The sequence below is a fragment of the Gemmatimonas sp. UBA7669 genome (assembly GCF_002483225.1).
In the GTDB taxonomy this organism is placed as follows: domain Bacteria; phylum Gemmatimonadota; class Gemmatimonadetes; order Gemmatimonadales; family Gemmatimonadaceae; genus Gemmatimonas.
Genome location: NZ_DLHL01000040.1, coordinates 1 through 23394, shown reverse-complemented (window position 1 = coordinate 23394; position 23394 = coordinate 1). Strand labels below are relative to the sequence as shown.

Genomic DNA, 23394 nt, shown 5'->3' with positions numbered 1-23394 from the left:
TGAACAACGTCCTTAGCGATTACACCTAGCGCCGGCTTCGGTGTCGCCCGCAAACGGCTCGCAGCTCATTCCCGATGTCGAAACGCGCGTGGTGGGCAGCAACAATCGCGTCGAGCTCGTCATCGACCGCTCGCAATCGGCTTCGCAGGTCGCCGCAGTATCGCCACGACGATCAACGGCTCGATCCCCGGGCCGCTGCTCCGATTCCGGGAGGGGGAACGCGCGAACATCCACGTGACCAATCGGCTTCGTGAGGACACGTCCATCCATTGGCACGGCCTCCTCGTACCGAATGCCATGGACGGCGTGCCAGGCGTGAATTTCTCCGGCATTCATCCGGGGCAGACATTCGTCTACGAGTTTCCGCTCCGACAGTACGGAACCTACTGGTACCACAGCCACTCGGGCTTTCAGGAGCAGCTTGGGCACTATGGGCCGCTCATTATTGACCCTCTCGAGCCCGAGCCGTTTCAGTACGACCGGGAGTATGTGGTCATGCTGTCCGACTGGTCGTTCGAGAATCCGCTCAAGATCCTCGACAACATCAAGAAGCAACGCTCGTACTACAATTTCCAGCGGCGGACGGTCAGTGACTTCTTCAAGGACGTCGACCGGGTCGGCCTGCGCGCCACCATTGCGGATCGATGGGAGTGGGGCAAGATGCGAATGAGCCCCATCGACATTTCGGATGTCACGGGCTCGACGTACACCTATCTCCTGAACGGCCTGCCACCCGCCTCCAACTGGACCGGACTGTTCCGACGACGCGAACGGGTGCGGCTCCGCTTCATCAACGCCGGTGCGGGCTCGTATTTCGACGTGCGCATCCCTGGGCTCGAGATGACGCTCGTGCAGGCCAGTGGCCAGCATGTGCAGCCCGTAACGTTCGATGAGTTCCGCATCGAGATTGCACAGACGTTCGACGTCATCGTGCAGCCGACGGAAGATCGCGCGTACACGATATTCGCGGAGTCGATGGACCGGTCGGGGCATGCGCGGGGCACGCTTGCGCCGCGTGCGGGCATGACTGCGGAGGTTCCGAAGCGTCGCCCGCGTCCCACGCTCGGCATGATGGACATGGGCATGGCGATGAGGATGGGCGGGCATGGCGAACTGGCGATGCCCGGCATGGACATGTCGGGGGTGCAGACGTCGGCGAGGCCCGCCGCGGATGCGACCATGGCCGGTATGGATATGCCCGCTACTGCGCCCAAGCTGGCTGCGGCGGCCGTGTCGGGACACGCCGGCCACGACATGAGTAGCATGCCAGGCATGGGCGCGTCGGGGGGGCGCGGCGCGTTCGAGGGGACGTTGCGCGACGGCACGATCATCCGCGCCTCGAATCTTCGGGCCCCCGGTACGATCCCGGAGCCGGTGATACACGCTGGAAGCACGCATGGCTCGGCGAGTGCCGGCACGGCCATGGAGACACGGAGCCGTCTTTCGGAGCCGGGCGCCGGACTCGGCGAAGACGGATGGCGCGTGCTCGTGTGGACCGACGTCAAGCGCCTCACACCGGCCGAGACCTTCGGGCCGCCAGCACGCGAAATCGAGCTGCATCTGACCGGCAACATGGAACGCTACATGTGGTCGATCAACGGAATCAAGTATTCGGACGCGCCCGATCCGATCCCGCTCAAACACGGTGAGCGCATCCGGCTCACCATCGTCAACGACTCCATGATGGCGCACCCCATGCACCTGCACGGTGTGTTCATGGAGCTCAAGAACGGGCACGGGCCGGAATGTCCGTGCGTGCACACCGTCAACGTCAAGCCGGCGGAACGGGTGTCGTTGCTCGCAACACCCGTCGACCCGGGGCCGTGGGCTTTTCATTGCCATGTGCTCTTCCACATGGACCTTGGCATGTTCCGGGTATTTCAGGTTTCGGAGCCGGACGGATCGATGACGGTGGGCGAAGGAGGCGCGTCATGACCGGCCCCTTCCCGCGCGCTCGCGCAGGCTGGCGGCAAGCCGTCGTGTTCTCGCTCGCCTCGCTGTTGAGCGTACGCGCCGATGCGCAGCTGGGAGAAGGCTCACACAGAATGGACCTCGATCGCGTCATCCGCACGTTCATTCTCGCGGAGCAACTTGAAGTGCACGCGAATCAACCAGCGCGTCCGGTGGACGTCGAGCTGGTCAGCTGGATCGGCGGCGACTACCGGCGGATGTTCCTGCGACTGCAGGGTGAGCAGTCGACGCGCGTGTCCGGCGGCGGGGAGTTTCAGGTTGACGTCCTCTACGGGCGACTGATCACGCCGTTTTGGTCGGTTGTCGCTGGCGCCCGCGTCGACTCGCGCGTGCGCAACGACGTGGTGCTGGTGGATGTTGGCAATCCATCGAGCGATCGGCCAGGCGCACGTAGTCGGCTGACGCGCGGGATGCTCGCGATTGGCGTGGTCGGTTTGGCACCCGGGTGGTTCGAGGTGGAGCCCATCCTCTTGGTCAGCGACAAGGGTGACGTGTCCTTCGAAGTGCAGTCGTCGTTCGATGTGCTCGTCACGCAACGCCTCATCGTGCAGCCATGGGTGGAGATCAGCGCGGCTGCGCAGGCGGTACGGCAGATCGGCGTGAACTCCGGACTCAACGATGTCGAGGTCGGCGCGCGCATGCGCTACGAGATCCGGCGCAAGTTCGCGCCGTACGTGGGCGTTTCGGTGCTTCGGCGCACCGGCATCGGTGCCCCGACGACCCATAACCTTGGCGAGCGACGACGTGTCGGCACGATCATGGCCGGTCTGCGGATCTGGCGCTGAGCGCGACCATCCCGCTTCACCTTCTTGGGGCTCGGTGCCCTGCGTCGACAACGGAGGTTTTCCGATGCGCGTTCCAATCGTCACGGCACTTGTCGCGCTAGGCATCCCCGGCGGCGCGCTCCTGCAGGCGCAGGCAGGAGTGAGCACGCTCGTCAACCACGCGGGCATGGCAACGCAACCGCAGGGAAACGCGAGGAGCGCACTACTGGCCAACCTCCTTGGCTCACGGGGGGCAACCGGGACCGCCACCGTGAACGGCACGTCGGTACAACTGCGCTGGTCCGGTGATCAACCGGGCGCCGTGCGAGTCTGGTCCGTGCGACGCGGCTCGTGCGCGCGCGACGAGGGGCTTGTGGGCGCGCCAGGCGCGTACCCGGCAATCACCGTCGATGCGTCCGGCAGCGCCAGTGGCAGAGCGAACCTCGGCGCGTCCCTCGCCGCTGACGGTCCGTTCCATGTGCTCGTACAGTCATCGGCCGGCGCTCCGGCCGCCGGCGCAACTGCTACGACACTCGCATGCGGAGTCTTGGGAAACACAGCTGCTCCTATCGGCGCGGACGTCAGAGAGCTCACTACCTCGCCGAACGGTAGAAAACCAGCGGCGGTGGACCACTCGACGATGGACCATCCCTCGATGAACATGGCGGGAACAGGTGCGTCCAACGGCGCGGTCGGCGCATCGACTCCCAATATGCGCAAGTCGGTCATGGGTGAGACAGACACGAGCCTGATGGCGATCCACAGGCGCATGATGACCGACCCGGTGATTCGTGAGCGCGTGATGAGTGATCCGGTGCTGCAACGCATGATGGCGCAGATGCCGGGGATATCCGAGATGGGCGTGGACATGCCCGAGGTGCCGACTGCACCGGGAGGCAGCGGGGCTGCTGCAAGCGCCAAGGCAGCAAGCACAACGGCGAAGCCGGCCGCCAGGCCGGCGACAGAAGCCGCTGCGAAGCCCGCCAAGAAGCTCGCAGCGAAACCCGCAGCCAAGTCGGCGCCAGTGGCGATGCCAGGCATGGACCACAGCAAGATGCCCGGAATGGGTCCTATCAAGCCTCCCGTTACTCGGAAGCCGCCTGCATGACTCGCGTCGCAGTACTGACGTCGCGTGGCAGAATGCGACACATCCTCTCTCACGGTCGCCTGCCGCTGTTTGTCGTGCTGGCACTCTCGCTCTTCGCCGTCCTACCCTCCACCGCGCGTGCCCACGGATCTCTCAAGAGCTCGACACCGGCAGCTGCCTCTTCGCTGACGGTCGTTCCGCGCGAGTTGCGGTTGGTGTTCACGGAAGCACCAGCACTTGCCTTCAGTCGACTCGAGCTGCTGGATGCGTCAGGAACGGCGGTGGCGCTGTCGCCAGTGCGACTCGCGGCGGAAACGCGGCGAGCACTCGTAGCAGACATTCGTGGCACCTTGGCCGCGGGCACCTACACGGTGGTGTGGCAGATCGCCGGCGATGACGGACATCCGGTGCGCGGTCGATACACCTTCACCGTTGCATCCGGCGCGAAGCCGACGGCGCAGATGTCGCTCGATACATCCCCGCCGAGCGCGGCCGCACCGGCTGAAGTGCGGCCGGAAGCGCATCACGATCCAGCATCGATGCCCCAAGGTGCGAGTTTCGGCGTGGAGTCAGTGGGATACGTAGCCATTCGCGCCCTGCTGTATCTCGGCCTGCTGATGGCCATCGGCGCCGGAGCGTTTCAGGGAGCGGTGCTACATCTGCTGCAGCGGCGGCATGGTGCGGACAGCTTACTGCTTGCGAGCGCGCGACATGGCGCTGCCCGCATCGGCATGCTTGGCACGGCGTTCGTCGCCGTGGCGGCGGTGCTGCGCATGGGCGCACAGTCCTACGCCATGCATTCCCCCGGCGCGACCTTCGATCCGCAACTCGTCCGCGCGATGCTGATGGAGACGGTGTGGGGACGGGGATGGCTGCTCCAGATCGGAGGTACGGTAGTCGCGGCCGCAGGCTTCCGTTCGGCGATCCGCGGTACTGGCGGCTGGGGGCTGGCCGTTCTCGGGGTCCTCGCGCTTGCTCTCACGCCAGCGCTATCGGGGCACGCCGCGGCAACTCCGGAACGCGCGGGGCTCGCGATCGTTGCGGACACGCTGCACGTGATCGGCGCTGGCGGATGGCTCGGCAGCCTTCTTGTCGTGTTGGTCGCGGGGCTGCCCGTGGCGATGCGGCTACCGGACGAGGAGCGTGGCGCAGCCGTTGCGGAACTGTTCAATGCGTTCTCGCCAACCGCACTGCTCTTTGCCGGTCTCGTGGCGGCGACGGGCGTCTTCGCCGCATGGCTGCACGTGAGCGAGGTGTCCGCGCTATGGCAAACGGGGTATGGGCGGACGCTCTTGGCCAAGTTGGCCCTTCTGTCTGTCGTGGGCGGCACCGGCGCTTATAATTGGCTCCGCGTGAAACCCACAATCAGCACGGTCGCCGGGACAGCGAGGATGAAATCATTGGCGCAAGTCGAACTGCTCGTCGGTGTGCTCGTGTTGATTGTCACGGCGGTGCTCGTCGCCACGCCGACGCCGATGGACATGCGGGGCATGGAGATGACAACGCGGTGACCGCGAGCCGGCCAGCATCACGTCTCACGGCAGTTCAGCCAAGCTGCAGGCCGGACGGCTGGTCAGATGTCCGCGCGTCAAACCGTGTCGATGTGCGCATTTACGCGGGATAAAGCACGGTACGCCTCCTGCAGTCGATGGAAGACACCCGCCGCGCCCTCGAGCTTCGAGAAGGGCGGCTCATGCGGCTCGCGCCGCCTACCTCCAGGAGACCCCATGGCCCACGACCACTCGCATGGCATGTCGAATGCCGAGATGCAGCAGTGCATCCGCGAATGCCTCGACTGCTACGCCACGTGCACGGCCACTGCCGTGCATTGTCTCACGCTCGGCGGCCAGCATGCCAGCGTCGAACACCAGAACATCCTCGTCGACTGCGCGAAGATCTGCCACACCTCAGCAGATGTCATGCTCCGCGGCTCGTATATGTACGCGCAGGCGTGCAAGGTGTGCGCCGAGGCTTGTCGTACCTGCGCGCGTGCGTGCGAGACCGTAGGCGGAGGAGATGCGATGATGCAGCAGTGCGCGGAGGCATGTCGCCGGTGTGCCGAGTCCTGCGAGCGCATGGGCAGCAGGGTGGTATGAGTTCGAGTATCGACGTCGCGCGTCGGAGCCACCGGCAGCTTTCGACGCCGCTGGCTCGGCGCGTGGCACCGGGTGATTTGCGGTCCGGCTCCGCCGTGTGCTGCGGTTGTCGTGGCGATGAGCGGTTGCTCGCCGTCCAATCGACGCAGCGTCGATACATGCACGTGGCACGATAGCATAGAAGCGAGTGCCCCAAATGACGCGGGCTCTCCGTATTTCACGCGCGTGAACGGGCGGTGTGTTCCAGCCGTCGCGAGAGAACCGGGGAATGCCTGATCAGGCAGCGCGGCGGCCGGACAAATCGCGACAATGCCGCGACCGGTGTCGCCCTCGCCGCAGTCTATGGCTGCGCAGCGCACGCCCACCGATGCGGTCCTTTGGAACAAGCAGTACACGACCCCTCGAGATGCTCACGGAGAGGCACCGGATTATCCAACGAGCGGCGCTCGAGGCGCAGGATGATCCGCGGTGTCTTAAGCCGGATCGTGGCGGATGCCCACTGCCAACGGCGACGACGCTCCAGATCGAATTCTTCCGGCAGTGGTTCAACAACACCGACCGGCACGCGGAAGACATGCGGTACGACTTCGAGTGGCAACGCGCAGCTAAGCGTCCATCGCTCCGCTGCACGACACGGGCCGGCGAAACCACGATCGTGCGGCCGCTAGTGTGACGCCAAGCGAGCAGATCCGGTGGTTCGCGGGCGAGATTATCGAGGCGGGCCAGGGCGTGATCTCACTGGCCGCGCTCGGCGAGGTCCTGCGAGAGGCGAAGTCGGCGCACATCGAGCGTCTGTGTGGGCAGTCTAAACGTGTGGCGATAGTGGGCGATGGCGTGAACACCGCCCCGGCATTGAGCACGGCCGACGTGAGCATTGCCGCTGTCGCGGAACCTGACGACGGCGTAGAGGCGGGCGTCGTGGGGCTAGTGCGGAGCGATTCGCGTCGCGTCGCGCACTTTCTGACTCACTTTCCAATGAGTTGCGCGAGACAGCGGTTTAGCGATGTGCCGCCTCGTGTGCCTCCTCATTACGCTAACGACACCAAGAATTGCCCCGACAATCTGGGAGACTCGTTCAACTGAATCCGTAGGTCCTGCCGGCGCGCGGGATGCCGCGCGTGGCGTGGCAACCCGTGATCAGAATGACCGTTCGACGCCTACCTGAACCAAGCGCTGTACACCTGGTAGCAGCCCTCGGGTGCGATCCACAATCACGAGTTCCCCGAAGAGGTTCTTGACCGTCGCAAACGCGATCAGGCCCAGTCGCCGCAGCGGCACGTTCCCGGCGACATTCCAGACGGTGTTCGTCGGCAGGATGCCCTGCTGCCCATCGGCCACGGTTACACGCGTGTTGGCCGCATCGCCGAACTGCTGGCCGATGTGCACCGCCTCGACGGATGCGTCGGCGCCGCCACGATGCCGCAAACCGAGTGTCGCCGTGGTCGTCAGCTCCGGCGCATACGGCAGGCGCTTCCCGCTCACGTCCAGCCGGCTGCGCGTACCCGTCCCATTCTGCTCAGCGTACACTTTGCTCGCGACGTCAGCGCCACCGGTCCCGATGTAGGCGAAGCGGGTGCCCACGGTGCGCGCGACCGGCACCCACGTCGTGGCGAGCCGCACGAACGGCGTCACGGCGCGCCCGGCACCCAGGTCGGCGCGGACGTCCAGCTCCAGCCCCTGATGCAGCGTGCGGCCAGCGCTCGTCAGCGTGGCGCCGGTACCACCGGCGACGCTGGCCGGGATGATCTGGTTAGAGAAGTCCATCCGGAAGGCGGTCATGTCCACCGTCCACGTGGCACGTGGTACCCAGCGCAGGCCGGCCTCGTAGTTCCAGCTGCGCTCGGGATCGAGCTCCACCACGCTGCCGGTCGTGTTGCTGATGATGTCCTCGTTGCGCGGCGGACTGAATCCGCGATGCGCGCCGGCGAACAGGGTGATCGTCGGCAACGCGGTGAACGTGGTGCCCACCCCCGGAATCAGTTCGGTCAGCGACGTTGCACCGGAGACGCCATCCGGGCTTTCAGCGTTGCCAGCAGCGACGGAGCCTTCGCAGCGGCCGGGAGTGTCTCCGGCTGAACGGTCAGCCGCAGCTCTTCGGAAATCGGCAGAAGTTTCACCGTGGCCCCGCGCGCCCGCGCGAACTCTCGAATGCCCACGACGGAATTATGATTGTCGGCGGCCAAGAGCAGCGCACTTTCGGTCCCGAAGGGGAAACTCTCGCCGACAAGCTTGCACGCAGCGGAGGCATTGGCGGTGAAGATCACCGCGTACTCGGCGTCGTCCGCGCCGAGAAACTCCAGCACCGCCTGACGGGCCCGCGCGATCGCATCGGTCGCCGCCAGGGAGGGCGCCGAATGCGAGTGGGGATTCCCGAGAACCGTCGTCGACAGACGCGACACATCCTGCGCGACGACGGATGCCGCAAAGAGACTCGCACCGGTGTAGTCAAGATACGCTAGACCAGCGGCGTCGACGCGAGCGAGTTCACGTCGACGCCACGTGCAAAACCACGCCTCGTCCGATTCGGCGGACGATCCGAACGGCGTGGGGAGCTCAGTCGTGAAGGCGTGCTCAGTCATGTGCGTTCGATTCGCCGATGACGTGTTGCAGCGCTTCGCGCGCATCGAGTTCGCGAGAGCTGTTGCCAGTTCGAATGAAGTACCGGGCGACCTCCTGATCAGTGAGGAACACCGGCCACGGCGCGCGCTCGACGAGCACACGGCAGACGTCGTGGGCGCCCACGGCGTGAAAGAATACGTGCACGAAGCGGCATGCCGCCGTCCCGAGGTGCTGTTCGACCAAGCCGATCACGTACTGCTGAAAGCCATCTCGGCTCTTGCGACGAAGTGTCGCCAGGTCCGACACGATTCCGCACGGATGTCCCGCGTCGTCCACTCCGATGAGGACGCTGCCACCGCGGGTATTCATGAGCGCCGCGACCGAGCGCATCACCGCGAGTTCCAAGACTCGATTCACGCGCCCGGCACTATGGTCCCACCGCGCGCTTGCCTTGAATTCGAGAGTCTCACTCTCGCCCGACGCGAGTAGCGATGTGAGGCTCCGCCCGAGCTCTGCTTCCAGCTGATCGACCTGACGCGCACGCCGATAGACAACGCGAAGCGAGTACCCGACGGCGACACCCACGCCCACCCCCATCAGGGCGAACAGCCCTGTCATGAGCCACATCGATGGAAGGAACCCGGCGCGCATTCGCGACAGCACGAATTGCGCGACATCCGTCACTCCCGCAATGTCGGGATGGAATTCGTACCAATAGATCACCATGGTTAGCGGATGCAACAGCAGCACGCCGAAGAGCAGGCCCACGCACGCGGAGGCGGCAACGAGCTCCAGATGGTCGCGCAATCGCGTCACCGGATCCCCCGAAGCATTATGCCCCCCATGATCACCGCCCCAACGCCGAGCCAGGAAAGCGCCGCGGGAGCCCGCGACAAACGTTTGGGATGCGTCATCGGCCTGCCACAGCCATCGAACACAATCTCCTGCTCGACCGTCGCCGTGTTCGTCCGCCGAGCAGTGTCGGCCACGGTGACGATGGCGCGATAGCGACCGCGCCGAAGCAGCGAGGGCGCAAACGGATATCGTCCATCCGTGCCTGGCGTTGTGATCGTCGATTGAAAGGCCGGTGTGATCGCGGCATCTGACTCGGATCGCACGACAAGCGTGACACGGGCCCCGGACGCCGATGTGTCCGTACCAGTCGCGAGGACGTCCACGAAGTACAGCAAAGAGTCTGTCGGCGCGGCCCATGGCAGGGTGAGCGTGACGCGCCACGTGCCCTCCGTGCGCTCCTTGATCACGGTTGGGCACGCCTCCCGTGCCGCCGGCATAGCCATGACGGAATCCTGCGGCATCGCGCCTCCGCGCATCATGCCGCCCATGTGCCCGCCGCCGGCCGGCAGGCAGCCGGTCACGGCCGCGGCCGCAGCCAACCGCACGAATCGCGTCAGTAAACGCGGCATAGCCACCCTCGGTAGCGAGGTGGAGAGCAGGCGACCGGGACGAGGAACTCGTCGGCTCGTCTGTCCTCGGCCAGCTCGGCGACCGACGTCACCGCCCGCGCACCGTCCGCGCACCGTCCGCGCACCGTCCGCGCACCGTCCGCGCACCGTCCGCGCACCGTCCGCGCACCGTCCGCGCACCGTCCGGCTACGACAGTTTACGCTGGATAAAGGCGCCGGGAGTCGGGTGAACGCTGACGTCTTCGAGGAGAAAGCCGGAGCCGGCGGAACTCGCGTGCTTGGCGTCGCCGCCGAGCACTCAGCGGCGCGGTCGCACGCTCCACACGAACGTCGCGCGCCACACACGCGTGCGTACCATGCGTGATCCCGCCGCCTGCGTCGGCGCCACCCATGCCGTCCGCAGCATCCATGCGCCGGCACGGGACACGGGGATGGCCACGACACCAGCAGAATCGGCGATCATCGAGGTGTACTCGCCGGTGCCGCGCACCGTGGTGTCGAGGGCGGTCTTCACGTCCACACCCATGCGCGGCACCGGTCGCCCGTCGGCCGTGAGTCGCACGCGCAGAGTATCGCCGACGCGCAGACTGGCCGGATCGACCAGCGGGACGATGCCGAGGGGGAGAATGCCGGCGCGCGAAAACGCGCGGGGGCCGCCAGTGCCAATCTCGGCGACGGTCGATGCGAGCACGCCATGTTCGAAAATCACGCTGTCCGCGTCGCGCGTCAGCGAGGTCTCGCTGAGTCGGCGCGCCTCGGCGCTCGCGCCCTCGGCGGCGAGGAACTTGAGAAATCCGGCTGATGTGTTGGCCAGTGTGCTCGGTTTCGTGGCCAGTACGACCAGATACTGTCCGTCGGATGTGGGCTTGGCGGTGATGCGGAGCGCGCCCGCGGACGCGACGACATCGGTAGCCACGTTGTCGCTCGTGGCACCGATCACCCGAACCGATGCGACGCGATCGAGCGGCACGGCGCTCCCGTCCGGAAACTTCCCGCCGCCGGCACGCGCCGAGAGTTCGACGGGTCGACCCTGCGCGACCGCAAAGAGGTCGGGCAGCAGCCAGGTATCGTGCGCCAGGAGTACGGAGGACGACGCGACCGTGACGATTCCGACAAGCGCGGCGCGAGCAAGTCGACGGGGAGTGTGAACCATGGTCAGCAGGATTGCGGTGTGAGTGACGGCACTTTATGCATCATAAAGTGCCGATCGTCGCTCCTTTCGTCCAGCTCTTGTTGACCGTGATTCCTGTTCAACGTGAAGAGGCTCGCTCTCACCGGCCCAGCGGGCTTCGCGCGCTGCTGCTGGGGGCGATGCTCGTGGCCCTGCCGGCATGCGGGCCGCGTCGCCCGGGGCTCGCCACCCAGCCGGTGGATGCCCTGCTGGTCGCGCGTACCGGCGTCGCCGCCCCCCGCATGCGCGGCGTCGACTCGCTCGTGGCATCGGACAGCGTCCGTGCCATGCTGGCCAGACCGTTGACGCCGGACGCCGTCGTGCGCGTCACCCTGCTGGCACAGCCGCGCCTGCGGTCCCTCTATGAGGAGATCGGCCTGGCTCAGGCTGACGTCGTGCAGGCCGGTCTGCTCAGCAATCCGCTCGCTTCGGTGGATCGGTTTACGGAGGGACGCTTTCAGGAGTTTTCGGTCGCGCTGTCCTTCGTGGAACTGCTGCGGCGCCCGCTGCGCACCCGCGTCGCGAGGGCGCGTTTGGAGACCACCACCTTGCAGGTGGCGGATGCGGTCTTTCGCGCGGTGACGGACGCGCGGAGCGCGCTCGCCGAGACCGTTGCCGCCGAGCAGAGCCTCGACCTTCGGCGACGCACGCGTCAGGCGGCCCAGGCGTCGGCCACGACGGCCGCCTTGGTGCATCAGGTCGGAAACCTGCTCGATCTCGATCTCGCCAGCGAGCGGGCTCGTGCTGCCGAGAGTGACGCCGCCGTGTTGCGCGCGGAGGGGGAGGCAGCGGCAAGCCGTGAGCGCCTGGTGCGCGCGCTCGGCGTCGACGTGCCGGGAGATTCCCTGCGACTACCCGCTCGGCTCGCCGATCTCGCGGGCGCGATGCCGCCCCGCGACTCACTCGTGGCGCTCGCGGTGAATTCGCGTTTGGACCTCGCGGCCGCCCTGTCCGAGATCAATGCGAGCGCGCGCGAGGTTGGATTGACGTCACGCTTTCGGTACCTCGCCGACGGCTCGCTGGCTTACTCGGGAGAAGCGGAAGGGAGTCGCATGCTGCGTGGACCTGGGTTGTCCGTGCCCCTGCCACTGTTTGATCGAGGGCAGGCACGGTTGCAGCGCGCACAGGCTGCGTTGCGACAGGCGGTGGCGCGTCAGGAGGGATTGATACGGGAGGTGCGCTCGGAAGTTCGGGAGAGTCTGGCGCAACTGGACGCGGCACAGCGTCGGGCGACGCGGTATCAGGCGGACGTGTTGCCGCTGCGCCAACGAGTCACGCGGGAAACACAGTTGCTGTACAACTCGATGGCGATCGGGGTCTTTGGTCTGCTGGCGGCGCAACAGGCTGAGTTGGAGGCCGGGCAGGGGTATATCGAGTCCCTGCGGGACTATTGGATCGCGCGCTACCACCTCGAACAGGCGCTGGGGACGCGCATTCCATGAGCGACTTCAATCACCCGTCGGCCGTGGACCGGCGCACGCTGCTGAAGTCCGGCGCGGCGGCGGTGGGACTGGCGGCCCTGGGCCCGCGCGCCGCCTCCGCACTCGCGGCCTCCACGGTCGATCACCAGGCGGGTGTCGTATTCGCGCCGGGGCTGCCCGGCCGTGACTACACGCCCGTGATCACGCCGAACGGCGCCGCGCTGCCGTTCCGCGTCGTGCAAGGAGTGAAGGTTTTTCATCTGGTTGCCGAACCGTTACAGCATGAGTTCGCACCTGGGCTGACCGCCGAGTGTTGGGGATTCAATGGGCGGACGCCCGGGCCCACGATCGAGGCGGTCGAGGGAGATCGTGTACGTATCTACGTGACGAATCGCCTGCCGGCCGCCACGAGCGTACACTGGCACGGCATTTTGCTCCCGTCGGGTATGGACGGAGTGTCCGGGCTCAGTCAAGCGCCCATCCCGGCTGGCGCCACGTTCAAGTATGAATTCACACTGCGGCAGCATGGCACCTTCATGTATCACTCGCATCGTGACGAGATGACGCAGCAGGCGCTCGGGATGATGGGCATGTTCATCGTGCATCCCCGCATCAGTGCGCGTCGGCCAGATCGTGATTTCGTGCTGTTGTCGAGTGAATGGAAGGTACTCCCGGGGGCGCGCCGCCCGGATCCGAACGAGATGCTCGAGTTCAACGTGCTCACGTTTAACGGCAAAGCCTTTCCCGGAACGGCGCCGCTCATGGTCAAACAGAACGACCACGTGCGCATTCGACTCGGCAACCTCAGTGCGATGAGTCATCACTCCATTCACATTCACGGCCACGCGTGGACACTGACCGAGACGGACGGTGGCGTCATTCCGCCGTTGGCTCGCTGGCCGGAGGTCACGCAACTGGTTCCTGTCGGCTGTACGAGAACGATGGAGTTCATCGCTGACAATCCGGGCGATTGGGCGCTGCACTGCCACATGTCGCATCATACCATGACACAGATGGGCCACTCGGGCATCAACATGCTCGGTGTGGATGCCGCCGCGGTGGATCGCGCGGTGCAGCCGATCCTGCCCTCGTATATGACGATGGGTACCGACGGGATGGGGGATATGGGTGAGATGGGGATGCCCGTGCCCCCGAATAGCACGCCGATGTTCGGCACGACCGGACCGTACGGATACATCGACATGGGGGGCATGTTCACCGTGCTCAAGGTGCGCCCCATGCTGCGGGCCGGCGACGAAGCGCGCTGGTGGGAGCCGCCCGCCGGCACGCTGGCACAGGCGGCGCGTCCGGAGGAGCTTGCGCGTGACGGCATCATAGTCGAACCGTCCGCGTCCCCACCCGCCGCGCCGCACCATCATCCGCCACCACCGACTTTTCAACCGGACCGTCCGAAATGACCGCTCGCAAACCTCGCGGCCCGAAGTTGCTTGACGCCATCCGGCTCTCCGCTGACGGCCTTGGCAAGATCCTTGGCGATCTCGAGGCACGCGTGTTGGAGGCGGTCTGGAGCCTCGGCGCACCGGTGCCGGCTCGGGCTGTGCACGAGGTCATCGTTCGCGACCACGAGGTGGCCCTCCTCACGGTGGTCACGGTCCTCAACAAGCTCGTGGCCAAGCACATTCTTTCGCGGCGGAAGCAGCGGGACCTGTTGCACTACAGCGCTAACATGACACCCGAGGCGTTCCGGGAGTACGCATCGAGGCGCCTCATCGAAGGCGTGATCGACTTCGCCCCGGCGCGACTCGCCGCGTCCTTTGTCGACGTGCTCGCCGAGCGCGATCCAGCACAGTTGGATGAGCTGGCGCGACTGGTGCAGGAAGCGAAGACGCGTCGTGGCTGAGACGCGCGATCGCGCGTGGTTGCGCCGCGATACCGGGCGCCGTGAGTTGCGCTACCAGCGTGGCCTGGTGATCGCGCTCGCGCTGCTGCTCCTTGGATCGCTGGCGCCGGTCATCGGCGGGCACATCCTTGGGGTGGTCGATCGTCCGCTCTCGGGGAGCGACCACATTGGTGCGCTCTGCCTCATCGCCTTGCACGAGTTCATGGCGCCGGTGCACCGCGCGTTGCACGTCGTAGTGGCCGCTGGCCTCGTGTGGGCGATCGTCGATCGAATTCGCCTGACGCGGCGTGCCCGGCGCACCCTGCAGGGGATCCGCGTGCGTGAGTGGTCCGACGGCTTGGCACGCGTCGCTCAGACGGCCGGTCTCGATCCGGCGAGGCTCTTGGTGGTGGATGGTCTACCGCTGCCCGCGTTTACGCTGGGCTCATGGTCACCTCGGGTCTATATCTCGTCGACCTTGCTCGAGGGTGAGGCGTCGCTCACCGAAGCCGAACTGGTCGCCGTGCTGGCGCACGAGGCCGCGCACGCACGCCGGCGGGACCCCTTGCGTTTCGCCGTCCTGCGCGGCCTGTCGCATGTGCTGTTCTGGGTACCTGCGCTTCGACAGATCGCTGAGGACATCGCCGATGAGGCGGAGATCGCCGCCGACGACGCGGCCGGTGGCTTCAACGATCCCTTCGTGTTGGCCAATGCGTTGGTCAAGCTCGGCGCCTGGCGGATCCCACCCGCGTCGGCGGCGTTTGCGTCCGCCGTGCCGGGGTTTCTCCGAAAAGGACATGCTGGATCGCCGTGTCAGACGCCTGATCGGTGCGGATGTCTCCCCCCGTCCACGCTCGTCAGGCCGCGCACTTGGCGGCGCCGTCGTCATGCTCGTGATCAGTACCGCGTCCGGCGTGGTCGACCTCCATGCCCTTCCGTCGCATGGGGCATCGCATCGGGCGGGGGCGCACTGCGCTCATGAAGGTGTCCGATAGCTCGCACATCTGTTTTGTCGGTGGGGCGTTCAGGGGCCACTCCTGCCGGACGGCGGCCGTGATTGTCCGCACCGCGGGCACTAGCGGTACCCTTTACGGCTCGTAAAGCGAACTGGTATACTTCTTATTGTCGCGGTACACGACGTTCGTCAAACACTTTCCGGGCCCGATCTATGCTTTCCTTCGTTTCGCTTGGACTTGCAGTTTCTCTGGTACTTCCGTCGGTGTCGCTGCCGACGGTACCGAACACCCCGGCGACGGTGGTGCTGCGCCTTCTGCCGCACGCGAAGCTCAAGAGTTCGCTGCCCGCAGCGGGGGCGAGTGTCGCGGCCCCCAAAGAGCTGCGCCTGACGTTCAGTGAAGGGCTCGAGCTCAAGATGTCGCGCGTGTCGTTGTGGCAGGGCACCACGGACACGCATGCCCTCGGCGAGCTGACAGCGGACGGCGGTGAGACGCTGGTGGCGCGCGTCGTCAAGCCGTTGGCCAAGGGGGCGTATACGGTCAAGTTCACAGTGGCCGGCGAGGACGGCCACCCGATGAGCGGGTCGTTCACCTTCATGATCCAGTGATGCCGGCCATGCGAATTTCGGGGCGGGTGTTGCCGGTCTTGCTCGCCAGTTTCGTCTTGAGCGGTGGCTCCCTCGCCGCACAGCGCCCAACCGCCGATGCCGACCGCGCGGTCCGCGCGGTGATCACGGCCGTGTTCTCCGCGCAGGAGCGAGGCGACATGGCGGCGTTGGACACGCTGTACGCGGGTGAGGCGCTCACCATTTTCGAGGGCGCCGGCGTGAACCGCGGGTGGGCGGACTATCGGGATCATCATCTCGGACCCGAGCTCAAAGAGATGAAGGAGTTTCGGTATCGTCCCATCGAGATCGATGTGCACGTGGACGGTGCCACCGCGTGGGCCACCGTCAGCTATGCGTTGCAGGCCAAGATGGGTGATCGCGCCGTCGATAATTTCGGTCGCGGGACGGTGATCCTGGAGCGCAAGGGGAGCGGGACAACGGGCCGATGGGTCGTCCGCCACTCGCACACCGCGTCCCGTGCTCGTCGCGCGTCGGATCCGCCAATGCCCGGTGCGTAGGTCGCGCGCATCGGAGGCGGAGATATCATCGATGGGACGTGCCCTGCGCACGTCCCATCTCGCGCGTTGGCATCGGTGGGGCGGCATGCTCTTCACCATTCCACTGCTCGCCTGGATGGTCTCGGCCACCGCGATGACGCTTGCTACCGCCGGGGCGTCGAATGGTCTTGCCGGTGTGTTCACGCTCCGGCCCACCAATTCGATTCCGCTACCGCTCGAGCGCGCGCCGTGGACGCCGGCGGCCATTCTCAAGCTCGCCGCTCCTGACGAGGCGAAGGTTTTCTCCCTTCGACTCGAGTCACGCGGCCCCTACATGTGGTACGTCGTGAAGACGGGGCCGAATGCGCTCGCGCGCACATTCGACGCGCGCACGGGGAAGCGTCTGGACCCGTTACCGGATTCGCTGCTGACCGCCGTGGCCAACGAGGCTTTGGTTGGCAGCCGTGTCGTGGAACTGACGTCGGCGCCCGAGGCCAATCGCTTCTATCTCGGCGGGCCAGTTTCGGCCGTGCGGGCCCGGCTCGAGGGACAGCAGCGCGCGACGCTCGTGCTGTCGCGCGACGAGGGGCGTACGCTTCGTCGCTTCGACGAACGCGCCGCGACCTTCGAGTGGTGGTATCGGCGCTTTCATGTGGTGCAGTACACCGAGCGGCTCGCGCTGTGGACGTCGCTGCTGTACGGCCTTGGGATGGCGTTGGTGGGGACGACCGTACTCGGGTTGTGGTTGCTGTGGCGGCGACGATCGCGGTACGCGCTTCGCGCGACCAGCGTCACTCCCGTCGAGGCCGGAAGTTGGACGGATGCGCGTTGGTGGCATCGGCTGGCGGGTGGCACGATCGGTGGAGTGCTCGTGATTCAGCTGGCCGTTGGCATGTACCTCTGGCTGTGCCTCGGGCCGCTCGAGCACGCATTCCGCGGCACCGCCAGCATCGCGGCTGACTGGCACGGCGGATTCCCAACGGACGCCCCATTGGCGGACCCGGCCACTGTGCTCACGCGCATCGCCAACACTTCGGCCACTGGCGACGTACCGGCGCAGGCCATCGAATGGCGCCGCCTCGGGGATCGAGACGTGTGGATGGTCACCTGGCGCCGGGACCGTCCCCCGATCGTCTACGACGCGTGTACCGCGACGCCGCTGCCTACACTGCGGCCCGATCAGGCCGGCGCGATTGCGCAAGGGCAAGTGGTGGGACGCCCATCCTTCTTCCTGGTGGGATCCGGGCCACAGCTCGTGACGGATCTGAATCGCCCGGTGGAGGCGTACCGTTTTCGATTCGCGGACCCGTGGACGTCGGATATCTACGTCTCTCAGGCAACGGGTGACGTCGTTCAACGGCGCCCGCGGTTCTGGCGATTCTTCGACCCCTTGCTGGCAGCGCACACGCTCGCCCTGTCTGGCAACAGCCTCGTCGATCATCTGGTCTTCGCCGTCACGCAAGGCGTGCTGTGGGCGGTCCTTGTCACCGGCTGGGTCATGCAGCGGCGGCGATGGCAGCGCGCAGGGGAAACCGCTGTGCGAGAATCGCGCGAGGACGGCAGTTCGACGCGGCCGTCCCTCGGAGAGGCGGGCGCCGTGCGCGCACTCGCGCGTCAACGCATCGCGGACCGTGTCGCCCAGCGTCTGGCGATAGTCCTTCCGGTACTGCTCGCCTCCTGGCTGCTGTGGAAGCTCGCGGCGACAGCGGTACGCGATGCCGCCGTTCGGCCAGGGGCTGCCGCTCCCGTCGAAGCGGGCCACCACTGACCACGCGCGACGCCGCGCGTGGTGCATGAGATCGAAGACGCCTGGCGGCCGCTTCGCGGGGCTGCGCCTCTCTCTACGCCCGCCGACGGCGCGACGACCAGTGCACCGCGCGGATGCTCCACCCCGAGGCGTCCTTGGAGAGCACCATCAACTCGGCCATCTCCGAGCCATTCGATCGTTCGGCGCCACTTGGCGGCGTGACCGACTTGGATACCACGTAGGCGGTGCCGCCAATGAGGCGAACCTGCACCAGGCTGCGCACGGCCTTGGAATCCTTGCTGGCCGCCATGTCGGCACCGAGGTGATGTCCGAGATACTCGGCGCGAGTCTGAATGGCGCCGCTCTCGAGCACCATGACATCAGTGGCGAGCAGGGCGGTTGCGCGAACTGAGTCGCCGGCGGCCAAGGCGGCGTGAAACTGCTCAACGGCGGCGACGGCCGCGGTGGAATCACTGCGGTTGGATTGCGCCGAGAGCGGAGCGGCAACACCGCACAACGTCAGCGCGGCAGTGAGGGTGGCGAGGCGAACGAGTCGGGTCATGGCGGCGCGCAGGTTGGGGGGTATTCGGCATCTGAGTTTATGCTGCGTAAACTACGGAGTCCCGGAGAGCGCCACCAGCGGGAATGGGACGGCTGGACGGCGGGGGCTCCGCCGAGCCCGCAGTATCATCGATTGCGACAGCCGCGCCGACAGCGCCGGAGGAATGCATGAACGCGTCTCATAGCCATGGTGCCCACGACCCAACGCGGACACAGACCGATGATCCGTCTGCGCATCACGTGGATGCCGCGGGGCACACAAGCGAAGCCACTCTCCGCGCGGGAGAGCCGGCTCACCGCGATCACGGTACGCACGACAAGCACGCGGGCCACTCGGTGGCGATGTTCCGCGACAAGTTCTGGCTTTCGCTGCTCCTCAGCGTGCCGACGCTCGTCTGGGGGCACATGCTGCAGGACGCGCTCGCCTATCATGCGCCGTCGTTCGCCGGCTCACGCTGGATTCCGGCGGTGTTCGGCACCGCCGTGTTTGCGTACGGTGGCCCTCCGTTCTTGCGGGGGGCTGTCGGCGAGCTGAGGGATCGAATGCCCGGCATGATGTCGTTGATCTCACTCGCCATCGTCGTGGCGTTTGTGTTCAGCACGGCGGTCACGCTCGGCTACCCGGGCATGCCACTGTGGGAGGAACTCGCCACGCTCGTGACCATCATGCTGCTCGGTCACTGGATGGAAATGCGATCCATCGACCAGGCTCAGGGGGCGCTCGGAGCCTTGGCGAAACTGCTGCCGGATCAGGCCAGCCGCGTGCATGTGATGGGGGACCAGGAGCACGTGGAAGTGGTGCCGATGAGCGCGCTGGCCGTCGGCGATATCGTGCTCGTACGCCCCGGGGCGCACGTCCCCGCTGACGGCGTCGTGCGAAGCGGCACGAGCACGCTCGATGAGTCGATGATCACCGGCGAATCGGTTCCCGTAAGCAAGGCGGTCGGAGACCGTGTGATTGCCGGAACCGTCAACGGCGCGGGCGCGCTACGCGTGGACGTGACGGCCGTCGGTGAGCGCACCGCGCTTTCGGGCATCATGCGGCTCGTCGCGGACGCTCAGCAATCGAAATCACGCGCCCAGATGCTGGCCGACCGCGCGGCGCAGTATTTGACATGGGTGGCGCTCGGAGCGGGAGCGCTCACGTTCATCGCGTGGATCGCGGCGGGTGCGAGTGGCGCGAAGGCCGTGGAGCGGTTGGTCACGGTGCTGGTGATCGCGTGCCCGCACGCGCTCGGGCTCGCGGTTCCTCTGGTCCTCGCGATCTCCACCACGCTCGGAGCTCAGAGCGGTCTCCTCGTACGTGATCGTCGCGGACTGGAGAACGCACGGTTGCTCGACACCGTGGTGTTCGACAAGACCGGTACGCTCACGCTCGGCGACCATCGTGTCGTGGATCAATTCACCGCGGACGGAACCACGGTCGATGCAGCGCTGCAGCTGGCTGCGGCAGTCGAGCATGACGCCGAGCACCCGGTGGCCAAGGCCATCGTTAAGAGCGCGAATGACCGCCAGCTGGGTCCGCTCCGAGTGCATGATTTCGAGGCGATGCCGGGAATTGGCGTGAAAGCGATGGTGGACGGGCGCGTATTGTACGTCGGAGGTCCGACCCTTCTGGAACGGCTGTCGGTCTCACCGTCGGCTGCCGCAGCGGCATTCATCGAGGCCGGGGCGCGCACGGGGCAGGGGACCATACATCTCGTCGAGGAGGTTCCTGAGCGTTCCCACGCGACTCATCGCTTGCTGGCGTCGTTCACGGTCGCGGACGCTGTGCGTCCAGAGTCTGCCGAGGCCGTACGGGCATTGCGCGCGGCTGGCATACAGGTGGTGATGATGACCGGCGACACGCGTGCGGTTGCCGAGGTGGTCGCGAAGTCTCTCGGCATCGACCGGGTGTTGACCGGGGTGATGCCCGACGGCAAGGCGGCCGAGATCCAGCGGTTGCAGCAGGGAGGGCATCGCGTCGCGATGGTGGGCGATGGCGTGAACGATGCACCGGCGCTCGCCATGGCCGACGTCGGAATCGCGGTCGGCGCCGGTACCGACGTGGCGGTTGAAGCCGGTGACGTCGTGCTGGTGCGGAGTGATCCGCGAGACGTCTCTCGCATTCTGACGCTCTCTCGGGTGACCTATCGCAAGATGGTGCAAAACTTGTGGTGGGCGGCCGGATACAACGTGGTCGCCATCCCGCTGGCCGCCGGGGTGCTGGCCCCATGGGGCATCACCCTGTCCCCGGCATTCGGCGCGGTCCTGATGTCGGTGAGCACGATCATTGTGGCGCTGAACGCCCAGTCGTTGCGTCGGACAGTGCTGTGACCACCCGGATGCCTCCGACGAGTTGACCTCAAGGAAAGGTCGTGGATCCCTCACCGCGTGAATCGGCGAGGGATCCGGGGCGGGAATGACCATCGCCGATCGCCTCGTTCGTTACAGAATGTGCATTTCGCGCGCTCCTATCACTCGCTCCTTTCAACCTCAGCGCCGCAAATCCCGACAAGCGACATCGCCGATCGTAGACAAATCGATGTATGGTCGCCCTCGCGTTCGCGGTCATACATCAAAATCGGTGGATTTGCGGTCGATCGTACCGAAACCCGCGTTCCTTAGCTCAGCGAACGACGTGCCGAACGCATTGAACGACATGGGCTTGTGCAGTACGCGAGAGCGATCGTTGCTGTTGCGGAGAGAAACCCGATAAAAGCCGCCAGTGATATAGCTCAGAGGTTCGCAAAATCGGCCCAAGCGCGCTCCTGCCGCTGCTCTGGACTCCGGCGCCCCTCTCGGCGCACCGTCTACCATGAGCCATACATTCGAGCTGGTCGAAACAGCCCCCCGCCCGTCCCCAGCCCTCCGGATCGCGCTGCTCTCCGAACCGGCGTTGCATCGGCAGAATGCCCTCTCCGCCGCAGTTAGTGCCGACGTCCGCACCCGCTTTCCGGTACTCGGCCTCGACAGCCCCCATGTCGATCGCCTTCGTCGCCATCTGGAGCGCTATGCCGATGCCGAGTCGATCTGGCGTTGGCTTCAAGAGACCCGGTGGCAGTCCGAGTCCGACCACGCATGGATCCGGGCACAACGTGGCCGCGCGTGGCGACGGCTCCGGCGCGCCGTCCAACGAGTCGCCCCGACCGAAGCCCTTCGGCCGTTGCTCTCGTCGCACCCGCCCCCCGGCTTTCCGCTGGTGCAACCGGTAGGCTTCGGGGATCGAACACCCCCCTTCGCCTACTGGCCCCGGGCACGCTGGCTCGAGCTCTACGCCTTGCTACGTCAGCTGCCAGCTCGGCGTCGTCCCACTCGCCGCCTGTTCGATACCCGGGGCAAGGCCGATCTCTGGGATTGGATAGACGGGCAGACGTCGTACTCCCCAACTCGGGAGCCTCATCCGTGGCGGGCGTTCATCGCGCCGGGCATCACCGTCGGCATGGCCACGTACCTGCTGCCGGCCTGGCTGGGAATCATTGGTGCCGCCCCTGTAGACGCTAGGACGGCGCTGTTTGCGCTCGAAGAGCTTGGTCTCGCGCGAACGATCGAGGATCTCTCCGCGGCGTGGGACCGTGCGCTGCAGACGGATAGTCCGCGCGTGCCTCGGGCCGCGCTCACGCTATGGCCTGCGCACGGATCCTGGTGGGCCCTGTTGCTGCAGTTGGTGGAGTGGCGGCGACAAACCGTCGCCGAGCACGGCTCGACATCGGTGAGGGATCCGGGGCGACGAGGCGAGCGCGGTATCGGAGAGGGACAATCGTTTGAGTAGAACTCGTCAGGCAGACGTGATATCGTCGCGAAGGTCGACGAGCTGGTGGCCCTTTGCGACCAGCTCGAAGCGGCTCTCACAGCGGGCGTGTCTACGCGCGGCCGCCTCCTCGACGCGCCGCTGCAAGAGGCGCGCGAGCCAGTGGCAGACGCCGCGGCGTAGTCGGCGCTGGCCGAGGCGCGCTCTCGATCACCGTGGGTATTGCCGTTCGGTTTGAACACGAGGAGGCTTTGCGCTCCTGAGCATTTCGCGGGCTAGTTGCAGGCGATTTCCTCGTGACGGCGTGACACCCCGGCTCCCTCACCGTCCGCCGGGGGAAATTGGGTCGCAGCTCAGCAGCCGATACGGTAGGGCTCCTCTTTCAGGAGCTCTATGCACCAGACGTTCGTTCCACGTCCCGAAGCCTCGCCGCTACTGCTTCGGGTGCGCGCCGGGATCGCATCCGCGCTTCTATCTGCCTTCGGCCTAAAGCCGAGCGCGCGCCGAGCGCGATGGCTGGCCACCGCGACTGCGCACGCTGCGGCGCGCCACCCGACCGACAATGCCGTTGCCGACGCCGCACGGCGCCGTCTGGCGAGCCTTACCGACGGTGCGCTCATGCGCCATCGCGCATCGCGCGAGACGCTCACAGCGATCACCCAAGCGCGCGCAGCAGTTCCGACGCTGGCCCAACGCGCGCAAGACGCCGCCGATGCGGCGACGCATCTGGAGGCCATGGTGCCCCCCGGCGTGGTGGAGGAATCGCCGAGCTGGGTGCTGCGTGGCCTGCTGGTCGCGGGTTTGCTGGCCGAGTCGCTCGTTGTATGGGCAAGTGTGGGGGCCACCCCTCTCGCTGATTCCCCGTTGGTGCTCGCCGCGACGTGCCTCACCTTGCCGACACTCGCTGCCGCCCTTCTTTCGCGCTCGGGCGCGCTAGTTGTAGATGCTAAGGAGGTTGTTCA

Annotated in this window: 21 protein-coding genes; 15 read left to right on the top strand and 6 right to left on the bottom strand. The window is 66.4% G+C overall.

The features are described 5' to 3' along the window. Positions 1 to 18 precede the first annotated feature (18 nt). The 5 genes from B2747_RS10980 to B2747_RS10960 all read left to right on the top strand — a co-directional run bounded on the left by B2747_RS10980 (position 19) and on the right by B2747_RS10960 (position 5918). Positions 19 to 1935, top strand: a complete 1917-nt coding sequence (locus B2747_RS10980) for a copper resistance system multicopper oxidase (protein WP_343125895.1) — start codon at positions 19 to 21, stop codon at positions 1933 to 1935. Continuing rightward, complete coding sequence (locus tag B2747_RS10975) at positions 1932 to 2756, top strand: copper resistance protein B (protein ID WP_291160447.1); 825 nt, start codon at positions 1932 to 1934, stop codon at positions 2754 to 2756. Before B2747_RS10980 ends, B2747_RS10975 begins: the two co-directional genes overlap by 4 nt. Positions 2757 to 3375: 619 nt before the next feature. After that, complete coding sequence (locus tag B2747_RS10970; RefSeq protein ID WP_291160445.1) at positions 3376 to 3843, top strand: hypothetical protein; 468 nt, start codon at positions 3376 to 3378, stop codon at positions 3841 to 3843. Next, positions 3840 to 5333, top strand: coding sequence for a copper resistance CopC/CopD family protein (locus B2747_RS10965; protein ID WP_343125893.1), 1494 nt, complete (start codon positions 3840 to 3842; stop codon positions 5331 to 5333). The genes B2747_RS10970 and B2747_RS10965 overlap by 4 nt, the downstream gene beginning before the upstream one ends. A gap of 216 nt (positions 5334 to 5549) precedes the next feature. Next, complete coding sequence (locus B2747_RS10960) at positions 5550 to 5918, top strand: four-helix bundle copper-binding protein (protein WP_291160438.1); 369 nt, start codon at positions 5550 to 5552, stop codon at positions 5916 to 5918. Between the two features lie 1137 nt (positions 5919 to 7055). On the opposite strand, the gene B2747_RS10950 is transcribed toward B2747_RS10960, so the two are convergent. The 5 genes from B2747_RS10950 to B2747_RS10930 all read right to left on the bottom strand — a co-directional run bounded on the left by B2747_RS10950 (position 7056) and on the right by B2747_RS10930 (position 11054). Next, complete coding sequence (locus B2747_RS10950) at positions 7056 to 7886, bottom strand: TonB-dependent receptor domain-containing protein (RefSeq protein WP_291160434.1); 831 nt, start codon at positions 7884 to 7886, stop codon at positions 7056 to 7058. A gap of 17 nt (positions 7887 to 7903) precedes the next feature. Then, a complete protein-coding gene (locus B2747_RS10945) occupies positions 7904 to 8497 on the bottom strand; it encodes an aminotransferase class V-fold PLP-dependent enzyme (RefSeq protein WP_291160431.1) in 594 nt (197 codons plus the stop codon). Beyond that, positions 8490 to 9293, bottom strand: coding sequence for a helix-turn-helix domain-containing protein (locus tag B2747_RS10940; RefSeq protein ID WP_291160429.1), 804 nt, complete (start codon positions 9291 to 9293; stop codon positions 8490 to 8492). Before B2747_RS10940 ends, B2747_RS10945 begins: the two co-directional genes overlap by 8 nt. Further along, positions 9290 to 9901, bottom strand: coding sequence for a hypothetical protein (locus B2747_RS10935; RefSeq protein ID WP_291160426.1), 612 nt, complete (start codon positions 9899 to 9901; stop codon positions 9290 to 9292). The genes B2747_RS10940 and B2747_RS10935 overlap by 4 nt, the downstream gene beginning before the upstream one ends. A gap of 298 nt (positions 9902 to 10199) precedes the next feature. Beyond that, positions 10200 to 11054 (bottom strand): DUF4198 domain-containing protein, encoded by an 855-nt coding sequence (locus tag B2747_RS10930; protein WP_291160424.1) that lies wholly within the window; start codon positions 11052 to 11054, stop codon positions 10200 to 10202. Positions 11055 to 11140: 86 nt separating this feature from the next. Between B2747_RS10930 and B2747_RS10925 the strand changes: the two genes are divergently transcribed. The 7 genes from B2747_RS10925 (at position 11141) to B2747_RS10895 (ending at position 18162) form a co-directional block, all read left to right on the top strand. Beyond that, on the top strand, positions 11141 to 12514 hold the full coding sequence (locus B2747_RS10925) for a TolC family protein (RefSeq protein ID WP_291160421.1): 1374 nt from the start codon (positions 11141 to 11143) through the stop codon (positions 12512 to 12514). After that, on the top strand, positions 12511 to 13911 hold the full coding sequence (locus B2747_RS10920) for a copper oxidase (protein WP_291160418.1): 1401 nt from the start codon (positions 12511 to 12513) through the stop codon (positions 13909 to 13911). The genes B2747_RS10925 and B2747_RS10920 overlap by 4 nt, the downstream gene beginning before the upstream one ends. Next, complete coding sequence (locus B2747_RS10915) at positions 13908 to 14354, top strand: BlaI/MecI/CopY family transcriptional regulator (RefSeq protein WP_291160413.1); 447 nt, start codon at positions 13908 to 13910, stop codon at positions 14352 to 14354. Before B2747_RS10920 ends, B2747_RS10915 begins: the two co-directional genes overlap by 4 nt. Then, positions 14347 to 15315 carry a M56 family metallopeptidase gene (locus B2747_RS10910; protein WP_291160411.1) on the top strand — a complete coding sequence of 323 codons (969 nt, stop codon included), beginning with the start codon at positions 14347 to 14349 and terminating at the stop codon, positions 15313 to 15315. The genes B2747_RS10915 and B2747_RS10910 overlap by 8 nt, the downstream gene beginning before the upstream one ends. 237 nt (positions 15316 to 15552) lie before the next feature. Then, positions 15553 to 15897, top strand: coding sequence for a copper resistance protein CopC (locus B2747_RS10905; protein WP_291160408.1), 345 nt, complete (start codon positions 15553 to 15555; stop codon positions 15895 to 15897). Further along, entirely contained in the window at positions 15897 to 16415 is a 519-nt protein-coding gene (locus tag B2747_RS10900) for a nuclear transport factor 2 family protein (protein ID WP_291160405.1), read from the top strand. The genes B2747_RS10905 and B2747_RS10900 overlap by 1 nt, the downstream gene beginning before the upstream one ends. 31 nt (positions 16416 to 16446) lie before the next feature. After that, positions 16447 to 18162, top strand: coding sequence for a hypothetical protein (locus B2747_RS10895; RefSeq protein WP_291160402.1), 1716 nt, complete (start codon positions 16447 to 16449; stop codon positions 18160 to 18162). A 73-nt stretch (positions 18163 to 18235) separates the two neighbouring features. Here B2747_RS10895 and B2747_RS10890 read toward each other — a convergent pair whose 3' ends face one another. Continuing rightward, positions 18236 to 18703, bottom strand: a complete 468-nt coding sequence (locus B2747_RS10890; protein ID WP_291160398.1) for a nuclear transport factor 2 family protein — start codon at positions 18701 to 18703, stop codon at positions 18236 to 18238. A gap of 167 nt (positions 18704 to 18870) precedes the next feature. Between B2747_RS10890 and B2747_RS10885 the strand changes: the two genes are divergently transcribed. The 3 genes from B2747_RS10885 to B2747_RS10875 form a co-directional block, all read left to right on the top strand. Next, on the top strand, positions 18871 to 21018 hold the full coding sequence (locus tag B2747_RS10885) for a heavy metal translocating P-type ATPase (protein WP_291160394.1): 2148 nt from the start codon (positions 18871 to 18873) through the stop codon (positions 21016 to 21018). 481 nt (positions 21019 to 21499) lie between these two features. Further along, positions 21500 to 22453: a hypothetical protein gene (locus B2747_RS10880; RefSeq protein WP_291160391.1), complete on the top strand. Its 954-nt coding sequence runs from the start codon at positions 21500 to 21502 to the stop codon at positions 22451 to 22453. Between the two features lie 597 nt (positions 22454 to 23050). Continuing rightward, positions 23051 to 23394: hypothetical protein (locus B2747_RS10875; RefSeq protein ID WP_291160388.1), on the top strand; the 344-nt coding region annotated here is incomplete at its 3' end.